Annotated in this window: 17 protein-coding genes and 4 pseudogenes; 10 read left to right on the top strand and 11 right to left on the bottom strand. The window is 53.4% G+C overall.

Translation table 11 applies throughout. The features are described 5' to 3' along the window. Positions 1-38: 38 nt before the first annotated feature. The 7 genes from umuC to O1V66_RS02340 form a co-directional block, all read right to left on the bottom strand. On the bottom strand, positions 39-1,304 hold the full coding sequence (gene umuC / locus O1V66_RS02375) for a translesion error-prone DNA polymerase V subunit UmuC (protein ID WP_045047335.1): 1,266 nt from the start codon (positions 1,302-1,304) through the stop codon (positions 39-41). Continuing rightward, entirely contained in the window at positions 1,304-1,726 is a 423-nt protein-coding gene (gene umuD / locus O1V66_RS02370) for a translesion error-prone DNA polymerase V autoproteolytic subunit (RefSeq protein ID WP_045047336.1), read from the bottom strand. The genes umuC and umuD overlap by 1 nt, the downstream gene beginning before the upstream one ends. A gap of 342 nt (positions 1,727-2,068) precedes the next feature. Beyond that, entirely contained in the window at positions 2,069-2,584 is a 516-nt protein-coding gene (locus tag O1V66_RS02365) for a P-loop nucleotide/nucleoside kinase family protein (RefSeq protein WP_045047337.1), read from the bottom strand. Continuing rightward, positions 2,569-3,132: a helix-turn-helix transcriptional regulator gene (locus tag O1V66_RS02360; protein ID WP_045047338.1), complete on the bottom strand. Its 564-nt coding sequence runs from the start codon at positions 3,130-3,132 to the stop codon at positions 2,569-2,571. The genes O1V66_RS02365 and O1V66_RS02360 overlap by 16 nt, the downstream gene beginning before the upstream one ends. Positions 3,133-3,781: 649 nt before the next feature. Then, positions 3,782-5,047, bottom strand: coding sequence for an acid phosphatase (locus O1V66_RS02350; RefSeq protein ID WP_045047339.1), 1,266 nt, complete (start codon positions 5,045-5,047; stop codon positions 3,782-3,784). A 215-nt stretch (positions 5,048-5,262) separates the two neighbouring features. Then, the gene (locus tag O1V66_RS02345; RefSeq protein ID WP_082050983.1) at positions 5,263-6,522 is read right to left on the bottom strand and encodes a Gfo/Idh/MocA family protein; all 1,260 of its coding nucleotides are present in this window, start codon (positions 6,520-6,522) and stop codon (positions 5,263-5,265) included. Positions 6,523-6,568: 46 nt separating this feature from the next. Then, a complete protein-coding gene (locus tag O1V66_RS02340; RefSeq protein WP_045047340.1) occupies positions 6,569-7,231 on the bottom strand; it encodes a YoaK family protein in 663 nt (220 codons plus the stop codon). A gap of 511 nt (positions 7,232-7,742) precedes the next feature. On the opposite strand from O1V66_RS02340, the gene O1V66_RS02335 reads away from it, so the two are divergent. Next, positions 7,743-8,567, top strand: coding sequence for an alpha/beta fold hydrolase (locus O1V66_RS02335; protein WP_045047341.1), 825 nt, complete (start codon positions 7,743-7,745; stop codon positions 8,565-8,567). Positions 8,568-8,680: 113 nt separating this feature from the next. Here O1V66_RS02335 and O1V66_RS02330 read toward each other — a convergent pair. Then, positions 8,681-8,833: pseudogene (locus O1V66_RS02330) on the bottom strand (YqaE/Pmp3 family membrane protein); the annotation flags it as partial. Between the two features lie 157 nt (positions 8,834-8,990). On the opposite strand from O1V66_RS02330, the gene O1V66_RS02325 reads away from it, so the two are divergent. From O1V66_RS02325 to O1V66_RS02310, 4 genes are all read left to right on the top strand, one after another. Continuing rightward, a complete protein-coding gene (locus tag O1V66_RS02325) occupies positions 8,991-9,272 on the top strand; it encodes a hypothetical protein (RefSeq protein WP_269128059.1) in 282 nt (93 codons plus the stop codon). A 217-nt stretch (positions 9,273-9,489) separates the two neighbouring features. Continuing rightward, complete coding sequence (locus tag O1V66_RS02320) at positions 9,490-9,732, top strand: DinI family protein (protein ID WP_045047344.1); 243 nt, start codon at positions 9,490-9,492, stop codon at positions 9,730-9,732. 111 nt (positions 9,733-9,843) lie between these two features. Next, positions 9,844-11,607: a penicillin-binding transpeptidase domain-containing protein gene (locus O1V66_RS02315; RefSeq protein ID WP_045047345.1), complete on the top strand. Its 1,764-nt coding sequence runs from the start codon at positions 9,844-9,846 to the stop codon at positions 11,605-11,607. A 339-nt stretch (positions 11,608-11,946) separates the two neighbouring features. Further along, on the top strand, positions 11,947-12,333 hold the full coding sequence (locus O1V66_RS02310) for a helix-turn-helix domain-containing protein (RefSeq protein WP_045047346.1): 387 nt from the start codon (positions 11,947-11,949) through the stop codon (positions 12,331-12,333). Here the strand turns inward: O1V66_RS02310 and O1V66_RS02305 are convergent, their stop codons facing one another. Continuing rightward, the gene (locus tag O1V66_RS02305; protein ID WP_045047347.1) at positions 12,334-12,819 is read right to left on the bottom strand and encodes a nuclear transport factor 2 family protein; all 486 of its coding nucleotides are present in this window, start codon (positions 12,817-12,819) and stop codon (positions 12,334-12,336) included. Positions 12,820-12,930: 111 nt separating this feature from the next. After that, positions 12,931-14,030 (bottom strand): annotated as a pseudogene (gene ompC / locus O1V66_RS02300) (porin OmpC). A gap of 766 nt (positions 14,031-14,796) precedes the next feature. Between ompC and O1V66_RS02295 the strand changes: the two are divergent. The 5 genes and pseudogenes from O1V66_RS02295 to rcsB all read left to right on the top strand — a co-directional run bounded on the left by O1V66_RS02295 (position 14,797) and on the right by rcsB (position 21,572). After that, positions 14,797-15,072: a DUF4034 domain-containing protein gene (locus tag O1V66_RS02295; RefSeq protein ID WP_269128058.1), complete on the top strand. Its 276-nt coding sequence runs from the start codon at positions 14,797-14,799 to the stop codon at positions 15,070-15,072. After that, positions 14,984-16,966: a DUF4034 domain-containing protein gene (locus O1V66_RS02290; RefSeq protein ID WP_269128057.1), complete on the top strand. Its 1,983-nt coding sequence runs from the start codon at positions 14,984-14,986 to the stop codon at positions 16,964-16,966. The genes O1V66_RS02295 and O1V66_RS02290 overlap by 89 nt, the downstream gene beginning before the upstream one ends. A gap of 18 nt (positions 16,967-16,984) precedes the next feature. Next, positions 16,985-18,152 (top strand): annotated as a pseudogene (locus tag O1V66_RS02285) (MFS transporter). A 21-nt stretch (positions 18,153-18,173) separates the two neighbouring features. Then, a pseudogene (rcsD, locus tag O1V66_RS02280) lies at positions 18,174-20,917 on the top strand (phosphotransferase RcsD). Between the two features lie 4 nt (positions 20,918-20,921). Beyond that, the gene (rcsB, locus tag O1V66_RS02275) at positions 20,922-21,572 is read left to right on the top strand and encodes a response regulator transcription factor RcsB (protein ID WP_045047352.1); all 651 of its coding nucleotides are present in this window, start codon (positions 20,922-20,924) and stop codon (positions 21,570-21,572) included. 106 nt (positions 21,573-21,678) lie between these two features. Here rcsB and rcsC read toward each other — a convergent pair whose 3' ends face one another. Further along, complete coding sequence (rcsC, locus tag O1V66_RS02270; protein ID WP_045047353.1) at positions 21,679-24,555, bottom strand: two-component system sensor histidine kinase RcsC; 2,877 nt, start codon at positions 24,553-24,555, stop codon at positions 21,679-21,681. Positions 24,556-24,602: the final 47 nt, after the last annotated feature.

The raw sequence follows: 24,602 nt of genomic DNA, 5'->3' as shown, positions 1-24,602 counted from the left end.
GTGAAAGGCGTGCGCCTGCCGACGTGCTGCAAGCCGAATCACAGTTTGACCCGCATTAAATCTTCAAAGCGCGTGGTGTAGGCCGGTGACAGCATCTCGCGTTTCATCTCCCAGCTTCTTTCGATACCCTGCCCTGCAAACCAGACACGGCCGGTGCCTTTTTCATGTATCTCATCCAGAACGGCCATCAATTGCTCACTCTTGGCTCGCGGCTGATATTCATCAAACAGATTGAGTTGAGCGACGCCCTTGCTGTAAAAATCTCCCAGCATTACGCCGCATTTCTGAAAACGATGACCCTCCTGCCAAATCGCGTCCAGGCACCGGGTGGCGGCAGCGATGATGTCGCGCGTGTCCTGCGTCGGGGTTTGAATCCGTGTTGAGGCGGTGTTTCCGTAATAGATTTCACCTTCGGTGAATGGACTGGTTTTCACAAACGCGGAAATATGGCGGCAAAACTGTTTCTCTTTGCGAAGCTTTTCGGCGGCGCGAAAAGCATGGCTGCAAATGGCTTCGCGCATCAGTTCATATTGCGACACGCGGTCGCCGAAGGAGCGAGAGCAGACAATCTGCTGCTTGGTCGGCACAAACTCCTCCATTTCAAGACAGGATTCGCCGCGCAGTTCACGCACCGTTCTTTCCATTACCACACTGAAATGCTTGCGAATAAGGCCGGTCGGCGCATCGGCAAGCTGAAGCGCCGTGGTAATTCCCATCCCGTTGAGCCGCTTGCCGATCCGCCTGCCAACACCCCATACCTCTTCCACCGCCACCAGCGCCATCAGTTTGCGCTGGCGTACCAACGGCGAGATATCTACTACACCTCGCGTTTGTGTCCACTTCTTGGCGGCGTGGTTGGCCAGTTTTGCCAGTGTCTTGGTCGGACCAATCCCGACGCCGATGGTTAGGCCGGTCCACTTGTAAACCCTGTCTTTGACCTCGCGCCCAAATTCTTCAAGGTCTTGGCAATGGCTGACGCCGGTTAGATTCAGAAAGGCTTCATCAATCGAGTACATTTCGACCGCAGGGGAAATGTCTTCCAGCACCGTCATGACCCGATGCGACATATCGGCATACAGCGCATAATTGCTGCTGAAAATCACGGCGTGATGCTGCTCGCATTCAGCGCGTACCTTAAAAAAGGGCGCACCCATCTTGATGCCCGCCTCCTTGGCCTCTTTATTGCGCGCAATGACACAGCCATCGTTATTGGAAAGCACCACAACCGGGCGCCCCTTCAAATCCGGCCGGAAAACAGTCTCGCAGCTGGCGTAAAAGGAGTTCACATCCGCCAGGGCAAACATTACTGGAATCCATTGATACTGAAGGTGACGACGCCAAAAAGTTCAAGCTCATCGCCGCCATCGTGAAGGAGTATCGGAGGGAAGTTGGGATTCATCGGTTCGAGTTTGACGACGGGATGAGTGCATAGCCGTTTGACGGTGTATTCGCCCGCAATCGAGGCTATCACGATGTCGCCGTGTTTTGCCTGCAGGCTGCGGTCTACCACCAGCATCGACCCTTCATAAATCCCGGCGTCCATCATCGACAGGCCGGTTGCCATGACAAAGTAAGTGGCGGCGGGATGAGATATACATAACTTGTTTAAATCTATACCTTTTTCAATATAGTCCTGCGCTGGACTGGGAAAGCCCGCAGGCACTCTATCTTGAAAAAGAGGAATCGTAAGCTCAATGGGCGAAATCGCCGGGCGTGAAAGGTTCATAAGGGGCCTCCATGTTATACTGGTTATTTATACAGTATAAGCACGACATACAGATTTTGTGAAGGCCACCCGCCAAGGGGAAATGCGGCAGGAAGAGGGCAAAGAGGTGTAAGGCAGGTATGTCGTGCAAAAAAGGCGGCGCGACATTTCTGCCGCGAGTGCAGGCAAAGATGCGCCCTCACCTCATTGAAAATAAAAGGGTATTCATAGGGGTTTACGCATGGATGAAACCACATGCAAATCCACGTAATGAGAGAGGATTAAGAATATTTTTGTCGCTTAAGACACCCGTATGAGTTAAAAAAATTCTATCCGTTTGATGTCGTTAGCGGTTCAATCGACTTATTCGTGTACAACCAGCGTGAAACCTTCCGCTTCCTGCGGCTCGACAAAATAGCCGGTGATGAGATCAAACTGGGCATCGGTTGCCGAAAAATCGTGCTCGCCGACCTGATTTCTGGCACGAAGTCGTGCTTTGCAGACGTCGTCGGGCACGTTGAGATAATGCAGCCGATTGTCGACCCCCGTGGCGTTGATGATGCTCATCATCCATTCGCGATTCGCAAGCGTATTCGCCGGGAAATCCAGCACAATCGACACTCCCGCCGTCAACAGGGTAACGAGATGCGGTTTCATGGCGTTTCTGAGCTTTTCGGCACAGCGCACATAATCGGCCACGGACTGCATTTCATCGCCGTACAACTGCGCCAGCCAGCGGTCTTCGTTGATTACCACTGTGCTCGCCTGCGTACCCAGCTGCGCCGCCAGCGTAGACTTGCCGGAAGCGATTTTCCCGCATAAGAGATGCAGAATGGGGGGTGTATGGAGAGTGACACCTTGCGTTAAGCTCTCTGACATCGTTTTTCCTCGGGATGCTCTAGTAAATGCACGCGCTGCGTGATTTTCTCCTTCTCACTGGAGGCTCTTATACGCAGAGCAAGATTCCAGATATTCAGCTCTTTGGCGTTGGCAACCAACCCGGATTCAGCGGCAATTCGTCCACAGCTTTCAAGCCATTGTGCTACCTCTGCCCAATCCCATAGCGGCGATTGCCCTGTAATACGCTGTATTGGATTTGGAAAATCACCCCGCCCGCGTGATCCGTCTTTTAACATGGTGATGGCCTGCCGCGACAAGTCTGATAACTCGGCAATATCACTTAAGCCGACCAGGGTAGAATCAACAGATTCCACTCGCGCACCAATGCCTGCTCTTTCAATATCTCTTATGGCTGTAGCAATAGCGTCGTTTAGAGATACCGCTTCTCGTTCGAATTCTAAATAGAGTGCCTTGCCATAATAGCTGAGCATGGCATCATCACACCCGGCCTCGAACAAGGCGTCTTCATGCCCTTCTGTATCCAGGTTGATACCTGATATTGTCAATGTGAAATTGTAGCATTTCATCCGTTGCTCTCTGGCGGATTGTAATGGGAAAGGAAATAAATTAATTTCCTGCGAATAAATTATAAATATTTAATTCTTGGGCGAAGAAAAACAGTCATCGATCTTTTGCCTTATTTGTCTGGCGAAATTCTCAGGATTGCGGGGCGTAGACCAAATACTTTTCATGTGCTCGGTATGCCCAGAAATACCACATCTAATTTTGCAAAAAGTGTGGGAAGATTTTCCAGCTTTTACGATGATCCAGCCTTGTTTTACTGCATAGTCCAATGCTGACTGAATATGTTTATTCGGATGACTTTTCATCTGTCTCCATCAACCTAGCATAAGCGCAGTGTGAGCAACCGTCAACACTGCTTGCCTATTATTTCTCCTTGCCTACCGAGTTATTATTTTACAAAGGTTTTTTGACCTACTCCTGTAAGTTCATTTTGGCCTTAAAATAACTCGAGCCATGCTTATGCTAGGAATCTATGAGAAAGGGATATATTAAAAAACGATTTTATCGAATGACAGCAGCCCTGTTGGCCTCGCAAAATTGAAAGTAACAGATGTACGTTTTTCCGAATAAAACCATGAAACTTACTTTATTAAGAAATAAAAAAAGACCGCCCCCTGGCGGTCTTTTTTTATTTTTTTCCGAACTTTTTTATCAGCGGTTATGTTTCGCCATCGCGAATGCCGCAGGCAGGTCGAGGCGTTGCCAGAAAGCCTGCTCCGGGGTGGAACCCGACAGGGGATAACCGGCCGGCCCGGCGCTGTCTATCATCAACTGACGGCGCTTCGCGGCAGACAGGTTAGGCAGCGCGGTCTGCAGCAACACTTCCGCCCCTTCGGGAACGGTAATGCGTTCAGCTTTTTCCGGCTGTTTCGGCAGGTTGTAGTTCATGGCGAACCGGTAGAAATCCTCTATGTTCGCAGCGCGATAAGGGTCATCTTTTCCGGCGGATTTTGCACATTCGGCAAGCGATGTCCCGCACTCTTTCTCAAGCGCAGCGCGCAGTTGGTCGCTGGCCTCTTTGAACAGTGCCTGATAGCGCGGGTCATTCAAATAATGCGCCACGTTACGCTGGGCAAGCATCCGCGAACCCATGATATCCAGCGGATAATGCACGCCCAGCACGATGCGTGAATAGCCGTAACGCGCCCCGCGCTCCACCAGCGCGTCATAACGCTCGGGGATCATCTGCGCCAGCAGCAGCGCATCGGTATAACCGGTATTGGTGTGGCCACTCGGGAAGGAGCCGCCGTCGGCGGTATACGGCTGATTGTCTTTTACAACGGTATCGTCGGGCACCAGATGAATGCTGTTGCCTTTAATCAGAAACGGACGTGAATAGTTGAAGTGCTTTTTCGCCGCACTGGTGCTGACTTCGCTGGCCTTGATAAGCGCGGCAGCCTTGCCGATTTCGCCTTTGTCATAGGCGCTCAGGAAAGCCTTGCCAAGACGCGGTCCCAGGGCGTCAGCCAGAAAATAGAGATAGCTTTGCCCTTCGGCATCGGCCAGCGCTTTTTGTCGCGTTCCCTGCATCGCATCCCGATTGATATCCGTTACGGTTTGCATATTGGCTTTCAAGACGGAATCCGGCAGCGTACTGAAGCCCGAGAGCAGCGCGATGCCCGCCTGCTGATTGGCTTTGGTCTGGAAATCATAGCCGCTGGCCTTCAACCAGGCGCGATCGGCCTGCTTATCCGTCTGCTTTGCCTTTTCCAGCTGTTCACGCTGCAATGATGCCGCATCCCCTTTCAGCGAGGCAATTTCTGCCTGCACTATCTGGGTCTCAAGCGCGTCGAAAGGCTGGCTTTCTGCCGCCGCCGAAGTCCCGTTTGCAAGCGTAGCCGCCTGAGGTAATGAGAGTGCCTGCGCCTGTTGTGCCATCAACAAAGTCATCGCAATGAGCGTTAACCGAATTTTCATCAACTTTCCCTTATTATCAAACTATTAGCCTGTAGTCGTTTTACGCTAGCACCGCGAGGTGACAGTTTTATTGCAGCCGGAATTTCACCGCTGCCCTTTTCGAGGCTCTAGAAGTCGTACTTTTTAACGCGATAGCCACTGACGAGATGCCGTCTGAATCCTGTGGACACAAAAAAACCCGCACGCGGCGGGCTCGAAATTAAGCAGTAAAAACTCTAGCGCTGGCTGGCCGGAATCGGTTTGTGCACAGAGTCGTGGTCTATCTTGACCGGCAGACCTTCCCGTGCGGAGCGGTAAATCGCCTCCATCAGCAGGTGATCCTGCAACCCTTCTTCACCGGGCGTATGCGAAATCTTGTTGTTTAATACGCTGTCGGCAAAGTGATCGATCTCCAGCGTAAACTGATCTTTCGGCGAGATGCGGATCTCGTTGACCTGCTCACCGCTACCGTGCCGCTCGGCGACATACAGACGCTGCCCGGCATAGGCAAAGGCGTTTTCCAGAGATACCCAGCCTTTTTCGAGACGAATCTCCATGTCTTTGCACTCATGCGCGCCGTAACTGGTCACACAGTTGGCTATCACGCCGGAAGGAAAGCGCAGGGTATAGGAAATCGTCTCTTCGACTTCCGCATAGCGCGCGTCGCCCTCGGGATTGATAATCTGCGCGTAAACTTCAACCGGATCTTCGCCCAGCATGGTGCGCACGCCGTTCAGGCAATAGAGGCCGATATCGGGCAGCGCACCGCCACCCGCAAGTGCTGCGCGCATTCGCCACTGTTCGCCGGGTCCCTGTACCTGGGTATTGGTGGCATGAATGATTCGCGGACGTCCCAACTCGCCGGACTGCGTCAGTCGCGCCGCCTCGACGTTGAAAAGTTCGTACTGGCAGCGATAGGCAATCATCAGTTTCACGCCCGCCTGCCTGCAGGCATCAATCATTTCACGCGCCTCGGCGGAATTATTGGCCATCGGCTTTTCACACAGCACGTGTTTACCCGCTTTTGCCGCCGCCAGCACGTGATCGCGATGGCGACCGTTTGGCGTGACGACATAGACGGCGTCAATCTCTTTGTTTTCCGCCATACGTTCGATGTCGTCATAACGGTAGAGGGCCGATTCATCGATCCCATACTGTTTTGCCACTTCGCGGGCTTTTTCCGGACGATCCGACACCAGCGCGACGGGTTTTGCGTATAAGCTCTGGCGGAACGCAGGCAGGATTTGATTCAGCGTCAGGCGGCCAAGACCTATTATCGCCACGCCGAGACGTTTTCCGGGCGGCAGAATCGCCGGTGGCTCGGGTTCAGGGCGATCGGCGTCCCCTTTCCAGTTTTCGAAGGTGATTTTGCCCTGCTCTACGCCCCCGACATCAATGGGGTCAGGCGCGATGTTTCTGGCAGCCGCGGGCAAGGTCGGGCCGGTCGCCGTGCCGGGTCCAGTGTTTGAAAATCGGGTGGATGTCGAATCTGACATAATTCTTCTCCATGTTATTCGTGTAACGAGGTAGTTAGATGAATAGTTAGTCGGATGAAGCGGCGTGCTGCGGGATAACGCGTTGCGTAAACAGGCTGGTCAGCGCCAGCAGCAGACACCAGATAGCAATAATCGGCAGCGCATAGGGCGCGGCGTGCTGATTGAGAAAGGCTCCGACAAAGGCGGCCGCAAACCACACCAGCCAACGCAGCGCCAGCGGAAAACTTTCGCGGAAATCGCCGCCCGCCAACCCTCGCCCGAGTTTGACCAGCGTACCGGTGATAAACGTCACGCCCGGCTCATTGCTGCAGGTCTGGTTCAGCACGCCCATCGCGACGACCAGCGACAGCACGACGCCATAAGGGTAATCGGGTGCGCTTGCAGGCCAGGTCGCAAGAATAAACAGCGCAACGACAAACAGCAGCAGCGGTGCGCGATAGCGTCCGAGTCGATTGCCCAGCCACGCGGCCAGGGTCGTGCTGGCCAGAAAGGTGGCAATAATGCCAAGCAGCGGCAGTACTTTTTGCACATCGCCTTTCTGTAAAAACTGCGCCATTTTCGAGGTATCGCCGGTGACGTACACGCCGAGGAGATCTTTGCTGTGAAGATAAAAAGAGGCATCCGTCATCCCCGCCACCGACACGAGAAAGAGAATAAAAATCGGTGATAATTCCTGCGAGCGATCTGCTGGCTGTTCTGAAGATGACAAAACCCTTCCCTCCGAGGAGATGAAAAAAATATTCTGCGACAGGATCAAGGTATAGGAAATAATGGGCTATTTCGCCAGCACCTGCGGTTTCCCGTCGGGCAAAGAGACACGGTAAGACACCGAAAAATCAGAAGATAATGGTTACTTTTTTAATATGGGATATTTATTTCATCTCTATGCGGGGGCTAATCAGGCGACTGTGGTTCAAAAGCCGGGAAATCGAAATGAAGTCCACTATTTTCGGGCGGGTTGTTTCTATGTCTCACGATTTCACAGCAGGAATTTTTCCGAAAGCACGGGGATTTTTATCAGTCTTTACAGAGGCGTCTATAATTTATCTCTGGCCAGGTGATACCCGGACGATGAGGCGGCTATTGATAAATTTGTTTAACAAGTTATCCAAAATCTTGCCTTATCTTTATTTGTTCACACAGGCTAGTGTTATTGCAAGACGACAGAGACATCCGGATCCACAGCGTGGTCCACAACCGAATATAAATAAGGGAACCTCATGAGCTTATTCAAAACACAAGACGGTACCAACATCTATTATAAGGATTGGGGCACGGGCAAACCGATTCTGTTCAGCCACGGCTGGCCGCTGGATGCTGACATGTGGGACAGTCAGCTTAACTTTCTGGCAGAGCGCGGCTACCGCGTAATAGCCTTTGACCGCCGCGGATTCGGGCGCTCGGACCAGCCGTGGGAAGGCTACAACTACGACACTTTTGCTTCCGATATCAACGGCTTGATTGAGCATCTGGATCTACACGATGTCACGCTGGTAGGCTTCTCGATGGGCGGCGGCGACGTGGCACGCTATATCGGCAATTACGGCACCGATCGCGTCAGCAGCCTGGTCTTGCTGGGGGCTGTGACCCCTATTTTCATCAAGACGGCCGATCATCCCGAAGGCGTGGATCCCTCTGTCTTTGAAGGTATTCGCGACGGATTGCGCAAAGACCGCGCCCAGTTCATCAAAGATTTCGCGACGCCGTTCTATGGGCTCAACAAAGGCCTCAGCGTGTCCGATGGCGCATTGACGCAGACGCTGAATGTGGCGTTGCTGGCTTCGCTGAAAGGCACTATCGATTGTGTAACGGCGTTCTCCGAAACCGATTTTCGCGGCGACCTGGCGAAAGTCGACGTCCCTACGCTCATCATTCACGGCACGGAAGACCAGGTTGTCCCGTTTGAAGCGACCGGTAAACTGGCGGCGCAACTTATCAAGAACTCACAGCTGAAAACCTATGAAGGCGCACCGCACGGTTTCGCGCTGACGCATCAGGATAAGCTAAACGGCGATCTGCTGGAATTCATCAAGACGGTATATTAAGCAAACAGAAGTGTGTGAATGCAGGCGCTGCAAGAAGCCTGTATTACAGACCCTTGATAAAATGAAGAAAGCCCCTCGGCATGGATGCCTGAGGGGCTTTTTTTATCAGGACTTTTGGTTTGAACCCAAAAGCCGTGAATAAGTCCGGGAAAATAGCCGCAAATAGTCAGAATGATATTAATAATAAATGCCCAGCCAAATCCTTTGCCGAGTAAAACACCCAGCGGAGGTAAAATGATGGTAAACAGTATTCTCCAAAATCCCATGGTGCTCTCCTTTTCGTCATTAAGTATCTACCCTATCGCCATTAAATCGCTGTAACAATAAGAGTTCTCCTGTTTAACGATTGCCTCCACGGGTTCAGACGATTAGTATCCCACTGGCAATGTGCAGACAGTGAAAGATTCAAGGGAGACCCAGCCGATGAAGCAGGATGTCGTAGTACTTATCCTGGCGATTATTTTTGTTGTTGTCCTGTTCGGGACAGCCACCAGTATTGCAGTGCGTGCAAAGGGGCTGAAAAAGCTCTATTGGCTGCTGTGCAGTTTTCTTCTCGGCATCGGCAGTCTGTCGTTCGTCTATTTTCTGGCGTTTCCGGAAGAACATAGATTTACCGACGGCAATGTGTCGGGGAAATGCCGCCCGAACTGGGCCTTGCGGGTTCGGTTATCCAGCTTGGGCTGTATGGCTCGGCGCTGGGTTTGATGGTGATGGGGCTGCGGCGTCTGATCGGTCGTTTTATCAAACGCGATCCCTCCTGATTCTACCCGCACTGCCCTGAAAAAAGCGCAGAATAATTGCTTGGCCCGCCGCCTGATTAACTGTATATTTATCCAGCCAAATCGCAGTGCTCTGGGTTGCCTTTGAAGGCACAGCAGTGCGAAAGGCAAAAACCAATATCGAGAAACAAAAGAGAGCGGCTATGCGGGTTGAACTGAGTTACGACAAAAGAAACGTGGCGGGTATTCCCGACGCCGGTGAAAAGATTACCCGGGAACTCACCAAGCGGGTTCATCGTATGTTTCCAGACGCAGAAATAAAGGTGAAAGCCATGCAGGCCAACGGCCTCAGCACACACGGCGTCAGCAAGCAGGAAAAGTCACAGCTTAATCAAATGCTTGAAGAAATGTTTGATGAAGCAGACGAGTGGCTGTCTCACGAGTAATCTGTTCTTATTTACTTACAAAGCGCAATTGAAATAAACATATCACTGCGACTGCTTATTATAAGATAGCCGCAGAAGATAAAATATTTTAATGACTTTGCGAAGTAATCGATGCCAAATCCCAAGAAAAACAGCGCCCAACCTCATTTTTATTCCAAGCGTTTTGCGTTGATTTGCTTAGGGATTGTCGTCTGCATGGCGCTGCTGCTGGGCCGAGTCGGCTATTTGCAGCTGCTGAATCGGCCTATGCTTGAGCGACAGGCAGACCAGCGCTCCCTGCGCACCCAAATCATTCCCGCCGATCGCGGCACCATTGTCGACCGCAACGGTCATCCTCTTGCACTGAGCGTGGCGTCCAAAGACGTTATTGCCGACCCATTCCGTATAGAACAGCTGCACAGCGATCTCAATAGCCCGAAATGGCAATATCTGGCGTCGGCACTCGACATGCCACTGTCGCAGTTGCAGCAAATTATCACAAGCGATCCTAAACGTCGCTTCGTGTTCCTCGGCAGAAAAATTGAACAGGGCATCGCCAAGGACATCGGCGAACTGCACCTTGGCGGCATCATTCTCCAGCACGACGACAGCCGCTACTACCCGATGAGCGAGGCTTCGGCCAATCTGGTCGGCGTGGTCGGAACCGACAATGAAGGACTCACCGGCATCGAGCGCGGTTTCAATACCCTGCTCGAAGGCAAGCCCGGTATGCGCGAATATCGTCAGGATGGCCACGGTAATGTCGTCGGCATTTTGAAAGACGTACCGCCGCAGCAGCCACCCACGGTCAATCTGAGCATCGACAGCTATATCCAGTATGTGGTGTATGCCGCGCTGCGAAAAGGCGTGATGCTGAACCAGGCGGATTCGGGCGCGGCGGTGATGGTCGATGTGAATACCGGCGAAGTGCTCGGCATGGCCTCCTACCCTTCCTTCAACCCAAACAATTATGCGGGTGTGAAGCCGAAAGACATGCGTAACGTCGCCATCAGCGACAGCTTCGAGCCGGGTTCGACGGTAAAACCGCTGGTCGTCATGTCCGGTCTGGGACACCGTATTATCCGTCCTGACACGGTGCTGGACACCCGCCCCTATACGGTAAACGGTCACCTGATCCGCGACGTCGGCCATGAATCGGCGCTGACCATCACGGGTGTGCTGCAAAAGTCCAGTGACATCGGCGTGTCGCACATCGCGCTTGCCATGCCTGCGCAGGTGCTGGTGGATCAATACCATGCCTTCGGACTGGGCAAGCCTACCGACCTTGGCATAGGCGGCGAAAGCTCGGGCTATTTCCCGCTGCATCGTGAGCGCTGGGCCGACATCGAACGGGCCACCTTTGCCTTTGGCTACGGTCTGCGCGTTACGCCGCTGCAAATCGCCCGCGAATACGCCACCATCGGCTCGTTCGGGATTTATCGTCCGCTTTCGATTACCAAGGTAACGCCGCCTGTGATGGGCACCCGCGTGATGGATAAAAACGTGGTGGAAACCGTCGTCCATATGATGGAAAGCGATGCCTTGCCGGGCGGCAGTGGTCTGAGCGCCGCCGTGCCGGGTTATCGACTGGCGATTAAAACCGGTACGGCCGAGAAAATGGGGCCGAGCGGCAAGTACGACGGCGGTTACATCAACTATACGGCAGGCGTTGCGCCCGCCAGTAATCCCCGCGTCGCGCTGGTGGTCATGGTCAACAATCCGCAGGCGGGTCGTCACTTCGGGGGATCGGTTGCGGGGCCTATCTTCGGCGATATCATGGGTCAGGTATTGAATCACATGAATATTGCGCCGGATGCGCTGGTACCGGAAACGCCGCCAACGACCGTTGCCTCAAGCAGCAAGGCCGTGAAGCTCAAGGAAAAAGGCGCGCTGTAGGCAAGGCGGGTAAATAACGGTAAAAACAGCAGGATTTCGCGGCGGGCGACTGGATTTATGCCGCGAAATTTTGTACCTTTTTCAAATTCTCTACACTCGATTGAAAACCCCTACCTCTATGAAAAGGCTATTTATTGTTGCGCTGTTTTTCCTCGCCGTCTGCCTGCTGGTCATCGCATTGAACATGCGCGGCAGCGGTCCGTGGGGGTAAAAAACACGCCGCCTTCAACGGTAAACGTCTGCTTTGTCTGACACCTCGCCATGCAACTGACTCGCCGTGTCCGCCTTCACGGTGAATTTGTGTATAATCAACTTATCGAAACTAATTACTGACAGGCTATGGCACAAGACATCCACCTTACTGTCGTCAACGCACTCAGCAAATGGATTGAAGGCCATTTGGGAAGAGTTATCCATCTTGAGGAGCTGGCGGAATATTCCGGCTACTCGCTTTGGCATATGCAAAAACTCTTCAAGGAGTCGACCGGCATCTCCCTTGGCAAATACATTCGCGAACGCCGTCTGGCAAGCGCGGTGTATCAGTTGAGCAGCAGTGACTCGTCGATTTTTGATATTGCGATGGATTTTGGCTTCGGCTCGCAGTCACACTTTACCTATATGTTCCGCAAGCGCTTTAACATCACGCCTTACGAATTCCGCCAAAATCCGGACATCAAACTCGATGTCGCGCCGCCACTGCATCTCATGCAGCAAAAATCTGCCTGACTAGAAACCCAATTCGCCGAGGCCCGGATGATCGTCGGGTCGACGCCCCAGCGGCCAATGGAATGCGCGGTCGGCTTCGGGAATCGGCAAGTCGTTGATACAGGCATGGCGCGCAAACATCAGGCCCTGCGCATTGAATGCCCAGTTTTCATTGCCGAAACTGCGGAACCAGTTGCCGGAATCATCGTGCCACTCATAGGCAAAGCGTACGGCGATGCGCGCCCCGTCGAAGGCCCAAAGCTCCTTGATAAGGCGATAATCCAGCTCTTTTGCCCACTTGCGCTGAAGAAAAGCGATGACGCCCTCCTGTCCTGTAACGAACTCGCTGCGATTACGCCAGCGGGTATCGGCGGAATAGACCTGACTGACGCGTAGCGGGTCGCGGCTGTTCCAGGCATCTTCGGCCAGTCGCACTTTTTCAATCGCGCTCTCGCGCGTGAAAGGAGGAAGCGGTTTTTTAACGAAAGTTTCTGAAGGCTGATTCATCCTGTGTCCTCTTGAAAAGTTGTTCTTTCATCCTAGCAAGCGCCCACAAAAAAACGCAGCCAAGGCCGCGTTTTTCTGTTCTGTGTCCGAAATCGGTGTCTGAAAGACGGTCTAGAACTGGTAGACCAGACCCAGCGCCACGATGTCGTCGGTAGAAATACCGGCCGCGCGGGTGAAATCGCTGTCGTCCATCAGGTTGATTTTGTAATCCACGAAGGTCGACATATTTTTGTTGAAGTAGTAGGTCGCTCCGACATCGATGTATTTTTCAATGTCCTGATCGCCATAACGCTCAATGTCTTTACCGCGAGATTGCAGGTAGGCCAGTGAAGGACGCAGGCCGCTGTCGAACTGATACTGTGCTACGGCTTCGAAGTTGTCGGCCTTGTTGGCGAACCCGTCGATATCGTCATCGGAAGAACCGATGCGGGTCATGTTTTCGGTATGGGTGTACATGGCGGCCAGATAAACATTATTGGCGTCATATTTCAGACCCCGCTGACGGCCTGCGCCTTGTCGCCGCGTCCGTATTCCAGCTGGTTCTGGGCATTGGTACGGTCAGAGCTGCTGTAGGCCGCAGCGGCACTGATGCCCCAGCCCAGCGCATAGGTGGCGGACAGGCCATAACCGTCACCGTTTTCCGCCTGTACGGAACGACCGGATGCTTCACCGCCCGGATTGTCGTTTTTACCCTGATACTGCAACGCGAAGCTCAAGCCGTCGATCAGCCCGAAGAAATCGTTGTTGCGGTAGGTCAGCATGCCGTTGCCGCGCTGGGCCATAAAGTTGTCGGCGCCATAGGTATCGCCGCCAAACTCGGGCAGGACGTCGGTCCATGAGCCGATGTCATACATCACGCCATAGTTGCGGCCATAATCCAGTGAACCGCTGTTGCCAAATTTAAGACCGGCGAAACCTACACGGGTATAGCTGTCGGCGGTGCCTTCGGCTTCGGAGGTATTCAGGGCGGCCTGATATTCCCACTGACCATAGCCGGTCAGCTGGTCGCTTATCTGAGTCTGGCCGTCAAAACCGAAACGCAAATAAGACTGATCGCCATCGACGCCATCGTCATTTGAAAAATAGTGCTCGGCGTCGATTTTCCCCAGCAGGTCTAATTTATTGCCATCTTTATTATAGATCTCTGCCGCACTTGCGGTTCCTGCCAGCATTAACGCGGGAACCAGAAGTGAAAGAACGCGAAGTTTCATTTGTCTATCCTCATTAAGATGTCGAGCCGCAGCCACTGGATTAAAAATTTACGAATGTTTAAAATTTGTTATGCCCGACAAGCAGCCCTATTCTCGGGATATGGAATTTATTAATCCAGAAAGAAAATGATACTGAATTCGCGATAATGTTTCATAATTATAAATAGATGTAACAAAAAGTTAACACACCTAACTAAAAAGCGGTATTGTAAGCACAGATAATAAGGCACTTTGTGACAAGTATTGAAAAAAACATTACTTTTCATAGAGTTGATAAATAGAGAAAACGCACTCAATGATAAATCAATAATCGTTAAATACCCTATAATCTCTCCTGCTATCATCATTATTTGTTATTTATTACCTTCATTATCCCCTGTTTTCGGAATCAACAGCCGGCCTTTTGGCCGGTTTTTTTGCTTCCCATTCTCTGCTTTAATGCCTGAAAAAATCGTTTCTCATTAACGCTGCTTATTATTGGTGATAATTCACCCAACGCCTGATTATTTCACCCTCCTAATTAAAGATCTGTTCGCTGTATTTCCGGCAATAACGCTGCAAATAATCACCTGCAATGAACAGGGTTTTGTTAATAGTCACTAGGTAAAGCGCAGACATTAATTTGTGTTATCTCTGCCTACTCTCCCCACAGTTAGGCAAGAAGGTGGCGGCAGATTCCGTTACTATAAGAGCAATCCCGCTGTGGCGAGCTTCGAGGGTCGCTACACTGGCACATTTCGACTATCGATCAGGTCAAAGGAATCGCATGCAACAACCGGACAACCCAGACAACATCGCCAAGGCCCAAATGCTGTTGGCAACCCGCCGTTTTCTCAAACTCGACGAGTGGCTGTTGTCACAGATGCGCGGTTGGCAAAATCAGAGCGAGGCAGATAATGCCTATGGTCTGATCATGCATCCCGATACCCTGGTTCGCCAAGGACGACGGCCCGTTGCAACGGCTGGAAATTCTGGGCAGCTGGGTGCAGCAATGCCCTACCAGCTACCACGTCCACTGTTTGCTGGGCATGTTCTGGCATGAGCAGGCCTGGGTTATCCGGCGTGGCAACGGGCCTGAACATGAAGTAGAAGACAGCCAGTGGCTCGGCGCGCAACTGTGCTGCGACTACGCCGTGCTCGCGTTCCTCAATGCCATCGCCTGCCATCCCCGTCCTACTCACGCATTCCGACACATGATGAATCTCGGTGGCGGCTTCGGCGAACCTTACTGGTTACGCGCCCTGTTTGCCGGTGAGCAGCCCAAGCCGCTGCACGAGCAGTTCAATATTCAAAACAGCCCCGTGTGGCAGGAAGGCGCGGCCTACCTTTACGCGTTGGGCGTGAGTCCGGCGACTCACTGGCCGCAGCAACTGCCTGCGGCGCTGCAACACACCCGACGTCCTGACGAAGAGCCGCTGGATTACTGGCTGCGTATGGCGATGTCCGTGCGTCACAGCGATGTGGGCAGCATGGAGTCTTATTTGCAGTTTCACTCAAGCTACTGGGGCGGCGGTGACGAACAGCAAAATCAGATTATCGACGGACCGCTCTGTGCCGAGTTTACCGAGGAAGAACGCAACCAGTTTCGCGCCCATGCCCTTCTCGACGCGCTGGCCGGGGAAATTGCCGACCGCGACTCGCCCCGCGCCGAACAGTTGCAGCAACGGCTTGACGCCCTGCTCGCCCAATCCCTTGAACCCGCAACGCGCATTGCCCTGTTGAATCTTGCCGGCACCTGCGTCGCCTACTGGCAGGACAACGACAAGGCCGGTCTTGACGTGTATGCCCAACTGTTTGCCGTCTCTTCCGAGGCAATGCCCGGCCGCTTTGCCGCACTCTTTATTTCACGCGCCGTGCTGGCGAGTGAGGAGCAGGAAGGCCTGCCGGTGCTGACTTCGTTGCTGATCCGCGCCATCAACCGCGCCGACGATCCGCTGCTGACCGCCTTCGCCGCAGCCGCCGTGCAATACGGACTTTATGGCCTGCCACACGACCCCTCGCTGAGCGAAGGGCTGATGGACCGCGCGTGGTCGCTGATGAAACAGCAGCACAGAGTCGAGAGCGTCGGCAAGGATTTGCTGGTGCTGGCACACGATATGGCAATTAACGAAGATCTCGACGCCACGCATTTCCTGATGACTGAAATGGCCCGTCGCGGCAGCGCCTTGCACAGCTACGAGCTGTTCTTCTTCTATCGCAATGCCTGGCATCAGGATGTCCCCGAATCACTGCAAAACGAGAGCAACGCGCTGGACTGCGTGCTGAGTGCCGCGCGTTCCGGGCTGGTACCGGCGATGTTCAGCTGTGCCAATGCGCTGCGCGAAGGGCTGGGCGGCGAAGTGGAGTATGAGCAGGCCATGCAGTGGTATCAGCGCGCCGCCGAGGCCGGACACCCTTCCGCCGACTATTTCCGCGCCAGCTGTGCGCTGGATCTTGGTCCCGAAGACGACAAGCGCCATGCCGTCGAGGTTGCCTTGCCCGCCATACTCGGTGACATCAACCATCCCGAACGTTTCGAAGCCGCCTACACGCTGGGCATGGCGTGGATGCACGGCATCGGCACCAAAAAGAACAAATACATTGCCTGGCAACTGATGAATTTCGTGCTCGAGCTGAATCCCGAGTCGGAGGCGGCACGTCAGGCTATCGCCCAGCTTGAAGGCTCGCTGCGTGCGCGCATGGGATTATGGCAGGACAAGCGCAAAGTCGAAGGGGCCGATTTCACCGCGCCGTATCGTCAAAGCAGCGCCCCCGCCTGCCCGATGAAGAAGACCACACGCCATCGGCAGATTAGGACGACAGGAAATAACCTTCGATTGACCTTTCTGTTAGAATACGCGGCCAGTTTTAACCAAAACTGGCTTTTTTTATTGAAAGCTAACCCTTTATCGATAAGTATTCGTTATATCCTGCAAATGGATTTCATAGAATTATAAAAAAGGATTGACGACCACATGCCCGCAGAATCGATAGTCTCCGAAGCAAGTACCGAAACCCGGCCCGGCCGCCCGCAGCAAATGGCAACGCGGATAATCTTCCTGCTTTCGGGTTTTGCCATGTCCGCCTGGGCGCCGCTGGTGCCATTCGTCAAGCTGCGTCTCGATATCAGCGCCGGTACGTTGGGTTTGCTGCTGTTGTGTCTCGGCGCAGGCTCGACCTTCTCCATGCCGCTGACCGGCTATCTCACCGGCAGATTCGGCTGTAAACCGGTGATTATTCTGGCGACGGTTATCCTGTGTCTGGATTTACCGCTGCTGACCCTGATGAACACGCCGATCGGCATGGCGCTGGCGCTGCTGGTATTCGGCATGTCGATTGGCATGGTTGACGTGGCCATGAATGTGCACGCCGTAGTGGTCGAAAAAGCCAGCGGCCGTGCGATGATGTCGGGCTTCCACGGCTTTTTCAGTATCGGCTGTATTCTTGGCGCGTTGGCAGTCAGCGGCATGCTGACGCTGAATCTGTCGCCCCTGATTGCCAGTCTGGTGGTAATCGCCCTGGTGCTTGTGTCGCTGCTGCGGATAAGCAAGGATTTCTGGCAGGATACGCGGCGCAAAAGCGGCGAGCCCATGCTGGTCATGCCGCGCGGCTGGGTTATCTTTCTTGGGTTACTGTGTTTCGTGATGTTTTTATCGGAAGGTGCAATGCTCGACTGGAGCGCGCTGGTTCCTGACCGAAGCACGAGGCGTCAATCCGGATCACGCCGGGCTCGGTTATACCCTGTTTGCGGTGGCGATGACGATTGGCCGTCTCACCGGTGACAGAACCGTCAACTATTTTGGCCGCTTCAAAGTGCTGCTGGTTGGCAGTCTCGCCGCCTCGCTCGGGTTGCTGCTGGCCGTAGGCATAGACAACCTCTATGCGTTGGCTATCGGTTTTGTTATGGTCGGCATGGGCGCGGCAAATCTGGTGCCCATCATGTTCAGCGCGGCCGGAAATCAAACCGCCATGCCCGCCAATCTGGCGATTGCCTCCGTGACCACACTCGGCTATGCCGGTATTCTTGCGGGTCCGGCACTGGTCGGATTCATTGCACAACTCAGTGATTTGTCGTTTGCATTGGGCTGCGTTGCAGTATTGCTGCTGCTGGTAACTGCCAGCGCCCGCGCCGTGACGCGCTAAACAAGGAAAAGCCTCACCACCATGCCAAGTAAATATTTATCGCTAACGTCGACCAATATTACGCGATTTTTCTGGATCTTCATTTTGCTGCTGGCAATGGGGCTTGGTCTCTATGGCTACAACTACACCAATGCCTATCTCAACGACAAGCTGCGCACGTTGCAATACACTGCCGATCGTCTGCAAAAACGCATCGATCATTACCGTTATTTGACCTATCAGATTTACGACAACTTCAATGGTCAACCGCTGGCGCAAATCCCTGCCAATGTGCAGGAAGTCAAACTGCGTCAGGACATGTTCTTTATCAACAAGCCACGCCAAAAGACCGATGCCCTGATTTACGGCACGCACGATGCCGCCACGCTTGACCTGACCCTGAAGATTTCGGATTTCCTCGACGACCAGTGGGGCGCGAAAAACCAGCCCTACTCGATGTATTATCTGAATGGGCAAGACAACAGCCTGATGCTGATAACGACGCAAGCCCTGCAACAGCAGGATTCGCGGCTGAAAGAGAACTATTTCTACGCCGGATTGCAGGCTCGTCGTGCCGAGATGCTGCAACAGGCCAATACGCTCGACGAACGCGAGAGCTACTCCAATCTGCGCAGGTCGCGCAACGCCAGCGACGCTTTCTTCTCGCTGCGCACCACCTTTAACAATCCGGGCAATCTCGCCACCGTCATCGCCTTCGATCTGCCGATGAGTGACCTTATTCCGCTCAGCATGGCGCGCGACAACTTCGAGCTGACCAGCAACAATGACACGGTCAACGAGGGCGATGCGCCGCAGGATCCCAACGCGGGCAGCACCATTACCTTGCAGGGCTGGTCAATTTACCTCTCTGCCCCGCTCAGCAACTCGCCGTTGAATCTGTCCTACCGTATTCCGGTCATTTCTCTGGCTCTGGATCTTACCCACAACAACTTCTGGCTTATCCTTATCAACCTGATTCTGCTGGGCATGGCAATGGCGGGCATCTATCTGATCCGCCATAAATATATCCGCCCGAGCGAAAATCTGGCTCATCAGTTGCACACCCAGCAGGCGCTGAATCAGGAGATTATCGCCAACCTTTCCGTCGGCCTGCTGATTTACAACTTCAGCAGCCACAGCGTGGTGGTGAGCAACAAGATTGCCGAGCAACTCCTGCCGCACCTGAGCCTGGATAAAATCGCCAATATGGCCGAAGAAACCACCACGGCGTGATTCAGGCGACGGTCAACAACGAAGTTTATGAAATCAGAATGGTGCGCAGCCAGATAGCGCCTGAAACCTTCCTGTTCCTGATGCACGATCAGGACCGCGAAGCGATGGTCAACAAGACGCTGCAACAGGCACGCCGCGAGTACGACAAGAATTTGCAGGCGCGTAAACTGATGCTGCACAACCTTGGCATCGAGCTGCATCAACCGTTGATCGAACTGAAAGAGCTGGCCGACAAGCTGACCCTGCCCGAAGCGGGCGACGAACGTATCGCGATCGAGAAGGCACTGCAAGGCGAATCGCGCAACGTGCTGACGCTGGTCGACAATATCACCCTGCTCACGCGTCTCGAAACGCAGGATTGGCAGCCGTCGCAGCAGCGTTATTCGCTGTCGGCGCTGATCGATGAGCTGTTGCTCGACGCGTTGCCGAAAATCAATCAGAAAGGCTTAGTGCTGCTCAACCATTTCCAGCTGAATCCGCTGGATAACTTTGTGGGTGACCCGCAGGCCGTGAAGAAAATCCTCGCGCTGCTGGTCGACTACGCCATCGTTGCGACCTCGCTCGGCAAGATTACGCTGACCAGCGAGCAGGACCCCGAACAGCCGGGCCAACTGTTGTTCCATCTCACCGACACCGGCAGCGGTTTGTCGAAAGAAGAACTCAGTAACCTCAACTACCCGTTCCTGAGCCAGACGCTGGTTGACCGCTTCAATCATGGGTCGGGTCTGACCTTCTATCTGTGCAATCAGCTGTGCAAAAAGCTCGGCGGTCAGTTGGAGATTCGCAGCAAGGTCGATATCGGCACCCGTTATACCGTGCGCATCAGGCAGACGCACGAAGCCGCTGAAATCGAGACGGCAGATGAGGGGTTGCTGGAAGATGTCACCGTGCTGCTCGATATTACCGCCGACGAAGTGCGCAGCATCGTCACGCGCGTGATGAGTGGTTACGGCGCTATCTGCATTGTGGCCGACGAACGTCAGCCGACGCGGGAATATGACGTCTTGCTGACCGACAATGCGCAGAACAGTGACAAATATACGCTACTGCTGACCAGCGACGAAATGGGCTTCCAGAAACTGGAAAACTGTTATATTCGCGCCAATTACAACATCGGCAGTGCACTTATCGATGCGACGTTGCAGCTCATTGAACAGCAGCTGCTCGAAGAGGCCGAACAGGCATCTTCCCTCGTGCATCCTCATGTCCCGAGTGAGTCAACTCAGGGCCATCCAGATTCCGGTACCGGCGGCGACGAAATCGACGCCTATCTCAGACAGCTGCTCGCCAGCGATTACTACCCGCTTTTCGTCGATACAGTACCGGAAGATATAGAGAAACTGTATAATGAAAATCAACGTCGTGATTTTACATCGCTTTCCCAGACAGCACATCGGCTCAAGGGAGTGTTCGCCATGCTTAACCTGACGCCGGGTAAGCAACTGTGTGAAAAATTAGAACAGCATCTCGCCGAAGGTGAAGTGTTGATGATCTCAGACAATATTAATCAGATCGATTCTTTTGTCTCCAGACTGCTGCAGCAAGGTAGCTAAACACATGAACAATATGAACGTAATTATTGCCGACGACCATCCTATCGTCTTATTCGGGATTCGTAAGTCCCTTGAACAAATCGAGTGGGTTAATGTGGTTGGCGAGTTCGAAGACTCGACCGCCCTGATTAACAATTTAAGCAAGCTTGACGCGCACGTGCTGATTACCGACCTGTCCATGCCGGGTGATAAATACGGTGACGGCATCACGCTTATCAAATACATCAAGCGCCACTACCCACAGCTGTCGATTATCGTGCTGACCATGAACAACAATCCGGCCATTCTCAGCTCCGTACTGGATCTGGATATCGAAGGGATTGTGCTGAAACAGGGTGCGCCGACCGACCTGCCGAAAGCACTGGCCGCACTGCAAAAAGGCAAGAAGTTTACGCCTGACAGCGTGTCAAAGCTGCTGGAGAAAATCAGCGCCAACGGATACGGCGACAAGCGCCTGTCGCCGAAAGAGAGTGAAGTTCTGCGTCTGTTCGCGGAAGGTTTCCTGGTGACGGAAATTGCCCGCAAGTTGAACCGCAGCATCAAGACCATCAGTAGCCAGAAGAAGTCGGCGATGATGAAGCTCGGCGTCGAAAACGACATCGCCCTGCTCAACTACCTGTCATCCGTGAGCTCAACGCCAATCGACAAAGACTAGTCAATCGCGTTACCCATAAAAAAGGCACAACCCGCGTTGTGCCTTTTTTTATGCCTGTGCCAACCACGGCAAGGGATAGCTGCTGTTGAAATCCGGGTCGGCCGGGTTAATCCATCTCCACGGGCGCATGGCGTTTTCTGCGGACCTGCTGGCTATAGAAACTCAGCGTTTTACGCAGTTGCTCCAGCGTGACCGGTTTGGAGAGACAGTTATCCATACCGGCTTCCAGACACAGCTGTTTCTGTTCGGCCAGCGCATTGGCGGTCACGCCGATAACCGGCAGTGAATATTCCAGTTCGCGCAGGCGCTTGGTCAGTCCATAACCATCAAGATTTGGCATGTTGACGTCACTCAAGACGATATCCACCGGATGCACCTTCATGGCGTCGAGCGCATCAAGCCCGTCGTTGGCGGTAGCGACGATGTAGCCCATCGAACCCAGCTGATCGGCCAGCAGACGACGGTTGATGGGATGGTCATCGACAACCAGCAGCGTAATATCACCGTTATCTTGTGAATCAACGACTTCCGGCAGCAGCGCCAGACTGGTTTCCGTCACCCGGTTCAGATGATAGATACGGTTAAGCAGCAAGGTTATTTCCAGCGGCGTCGAGGTGCTGTGGATCCAGTAACCCGGACTGCTTTCCTGCGGCGGACCGATATGGTCGATGGAAAATTCGATCTGCGCACAGAGACTGCCGTGATGAATCAGCGGCATATCGGTGATCAGCACATCTTCCGCCCGGCTCTCGTCTTCCGGCTGCCAGCGTTGAACGTCCGCGCCGTGATGATGCAGCAACTGCATCAGATAACTTTCGAGATAGCCGTTGCGGATGTTCACCCAGAGACGTTTTCCGGCCCAGAAAGGCAGCGGCGGCGGCGCAGGATGCTCCTGCCCGTAAATCGGCAGACGAACGGTAAAGGCGCTGCCAAGACCCGGCTCCGAATCTACCGAAATATCGCCGTCCATCAGGTTTATCAGCTTTTCGCAGATAGCCAGCCCAAGGCCGGTGCCCTGGAAATGGCGCTGCACGCCGCTGCCGACCTGGAAAAACGGGTCGAACAGACGGGTTATCTCTTTGGTCGGAATGCCGACGCCGGTATCGCGGATCATGAACTCGAGATAGTTGCCGCAGGTCCGTGCATGCAACACGATGCAGCCGGTATCGGTAAACTTGATGGCGTTATTGAGAATGTTGGACAGCACCTGTTGCAAACGCACCGGATCGCCGACGAAGATTTCGGGCACATTGTGCTCGATGAAGCAGTAAAGCCCAAGATGCTTTTTCACCACCAGCGGCAGATAATTACCGGCGATGTGGGTAATCACTTCGCGGCAGGAGAATTCCTGCGGCTCGATTTTCAGTTGCTCGGATTCGATCTTCGAGAAGTCGAGAATGTCGCTGATAATTTTGAGCAGCAGCGCCGAGGAGTTGTTCATCGCCGTCACCAGTCGGTCGACGCCCTGCGGCAATCCCTGCGTCTGCAACAGATCAAGGTTACCGATAATGCCGTATAACGGTGTACGCAACTCGTGGCTGACGGTCGCGAGGAACATCGATTTGGACTGGCTCGCCTGCTCGGCTGCATTGGCCATCTCCTGCAACGACTCCTCCATCTTGACGCGGGCGCTGACGTCAATCAGCACACAGATGGCGACGTCTTCATTGCGGTAGCGCGAATGCACGAAGCTCAGCTGAATATTGTTGTTGTCGCGGGTAATGATGTCGACAAAACGGGTTTGCTGGTCGCAGATGATGCGCGTGATGCGCTGGCGATCCTCATGGGTCAGCATGCTGATGTAGTTGTGCGCCAGCTCGTTGCTGAGGATGTTGACGCCGTCGCTGATACGCAGAATCGAAATACCTACCGGCGCAGAGGCGACGATTTTATGGTTGAACTGCTCGTGTTCCTCAAGTCGGAAGGCATTGTCCTCGGCAGGCAGGAACATCTTGCGTTCGAACAGCCACGCCAGCACAAACAGCACCAGCGCGGACAGCAAATTCAGCAGGACTGTATTCAATATCAACAGCTTGAAGCGCTCGATAACTGTCGAGAAAGTCAGGGAGTAGACAACGCTCATCGACGACGGCGGCAGAGGACGCTTGTAAATCAGATCGGTATAGCCATTCATATAGCCGAAATAGTTATCGCCACCGGGATAGCTTTCCAGAATCGAGGTGTAGCGATCGCCTTCAAGAAAACTCAGCAGCGGGCGATTGTCGGCATCAAGCAGCGTGACGCCCGTATGCGAAAGGGTCGAGGCGGTTAAATCTTCCAGTCGCAGGCTCTGCTGCACCCCCATAATGGCGGCCAGCTTGTTTCCTACGTAAATAGGAGTGAGAACGAAAAGATTGCCCTGATCCTTGTTGCTGCCCGACTCGACCCAATACTGACTCTTTTGTTTGTCCTGATTCTTGCCGTTGCGATATTTGAGTAATTTTTCGTGCAACGACTTGAGGACATTTTCGCGCTCGATGGGCATCGTATTTTTAACGACGCCGAAATCGACCAGACACAGGTTGTCGCCGCCGATATAAAACACGCGCTTGAGGGAGTAGTCGTCCGAGAAGTTGTCTTTCCAGTAATGGACCATGTTGCCGAGCGAGGTCAAGGCGTTGCGGTTGCTGTCGGTAAGCTCGGCACAGTTGGATTCGGGGAACAGCGAATGGAAGGTCGGATCGACATTTTTCGTGCTTAACACACCATTGATGATGTCGAGACCGTTCATTGAATCGTTTAGGCGTTTTTCGGCCATCGAGCGGACACTGCGCACGACATCGGCCGTATTTTTAATGTAGGCCTGCGCCTGATTGTAGTGAAGATTGTCCTCTTCACGAATTTCGAATTCTTTGTTGTGGAAAATATTCAGTACATAAAACGTCGTCAGCAATGCGCCCAACGACCAAAGCATGATAGCCAGTACCCTGAACAGGTAACGGGAGATTCTTAATGTCGTTCTAAAGGAAGTTAAGTACTTCAAGCGATTACCATAGCTTTGTCAGTAAAGATTTTATGTGAAAAGGGCAT

Origin of the sequence: Rouxiella chamberiensis (genome assembly GCF_026967475.1) — a bacterium.
Classification (GTDB): domain Bacteria; phylum Pseudomonadota; class Gammaproteobacteria; order Enterobacterales; family Enterobacteriaceae; genus Rouxiella; species Rouxiella chamberiensis.
This window is presented reverse-complemented; position numbering and strand designations above follow the sequence as displayed.

Coding starts and splice junctions, on each gene's coding strand:
- umuC (WP_045047335.1), bottom strand. CDS start 1,304: ATGTTTGCCCTGGCGGATGTGAACTCCTTTTACGCCAGCTGCGAGACT.
- umuD (WP_045047336.1), bottom strand. CDS start 1,726: ATGAACCTTTCACGCCCGGCGATTTCGCCCATTGAGCTTACGATTCCT.
- O1V66_RS02365 (WP_045047337.1), bottom strand. CDS start 2,584: ATGTCAGAGAGCTTAACGCAAGGTGTCACTCTCCATACACCCCCCATT.
- O1V66_RS02360 (WP_045047338.1), bottom strand. CDS start 3,132: ATGAAATGCTACAATTTCACATTGACAATATCAGGTATCAACCTGGAT.
- O1V66_RS02350 (WP_045047339.1), bottom strand. CDS start 5,047: ATGAAAATTCGGTTAACGCTCATTGCGATGACTTTGTTGATGGCACAA.
- O1V66_RS02345 (WP_082050983.1), bottom strand. CDS start 6,522: ATGTCAGATTCGACATCCACCCGATTTTCAAACACTGGACCCGGCACG.
- O1V66_RS02335 (WP_045047341.1), top strand. CDS start 7,743: ATGAGCTTATTCAAAACACAAGACGGTACCAACATCTATTATAAGGAT.
- O1V66_RS02325 (WP_269128059.1), top strand. CDS start 8,991: ATGAAGCAGGATGTCGTAGTACTTATCCTGGCGATTATTTTTGTTGTT.
- O1V66_RS02320 (WP_045047344.1), top strand. CDS start 9,490: ATGCGGGTTGAACTGAGTTACGACAAAAGAAACGTGGCGGGTATTCCC.
- O1V66_RS02315 (WP_045047345.1), top strand. CDS start 9,844: ATGCCAAATCCCAAGAAAAACAGCGCCCAACCTCATTTTTATTCCAAG.
- O1V66_RS02310 (WP_045047346.1), top strand. CDS start 11,947: ATGGCACAAGACATCCACCTTACTGTCGTCAACGCACTCAGCAAATGG.
- O1V66_RS02305 (WP_045047347.1), bottom strand. CDS start 12,819: ATGAATCAGCCTTCAGAAACTTTCGTTAAAAAACCGCTTCCTCCTTTC.
- O1V66_RS02295 (WP_269128058.1), top strand. CDS start 14,797: ATGCAACAACCGGACAACCCAGACAACATCGCCAAGGCCCAAATGCTG.
- rcsB (WP_045047352.1), top strand. CDS start 20,922: ATGAACAATATGAACGTAATTATTGCCGACGACCATCCTATCGTCTTA.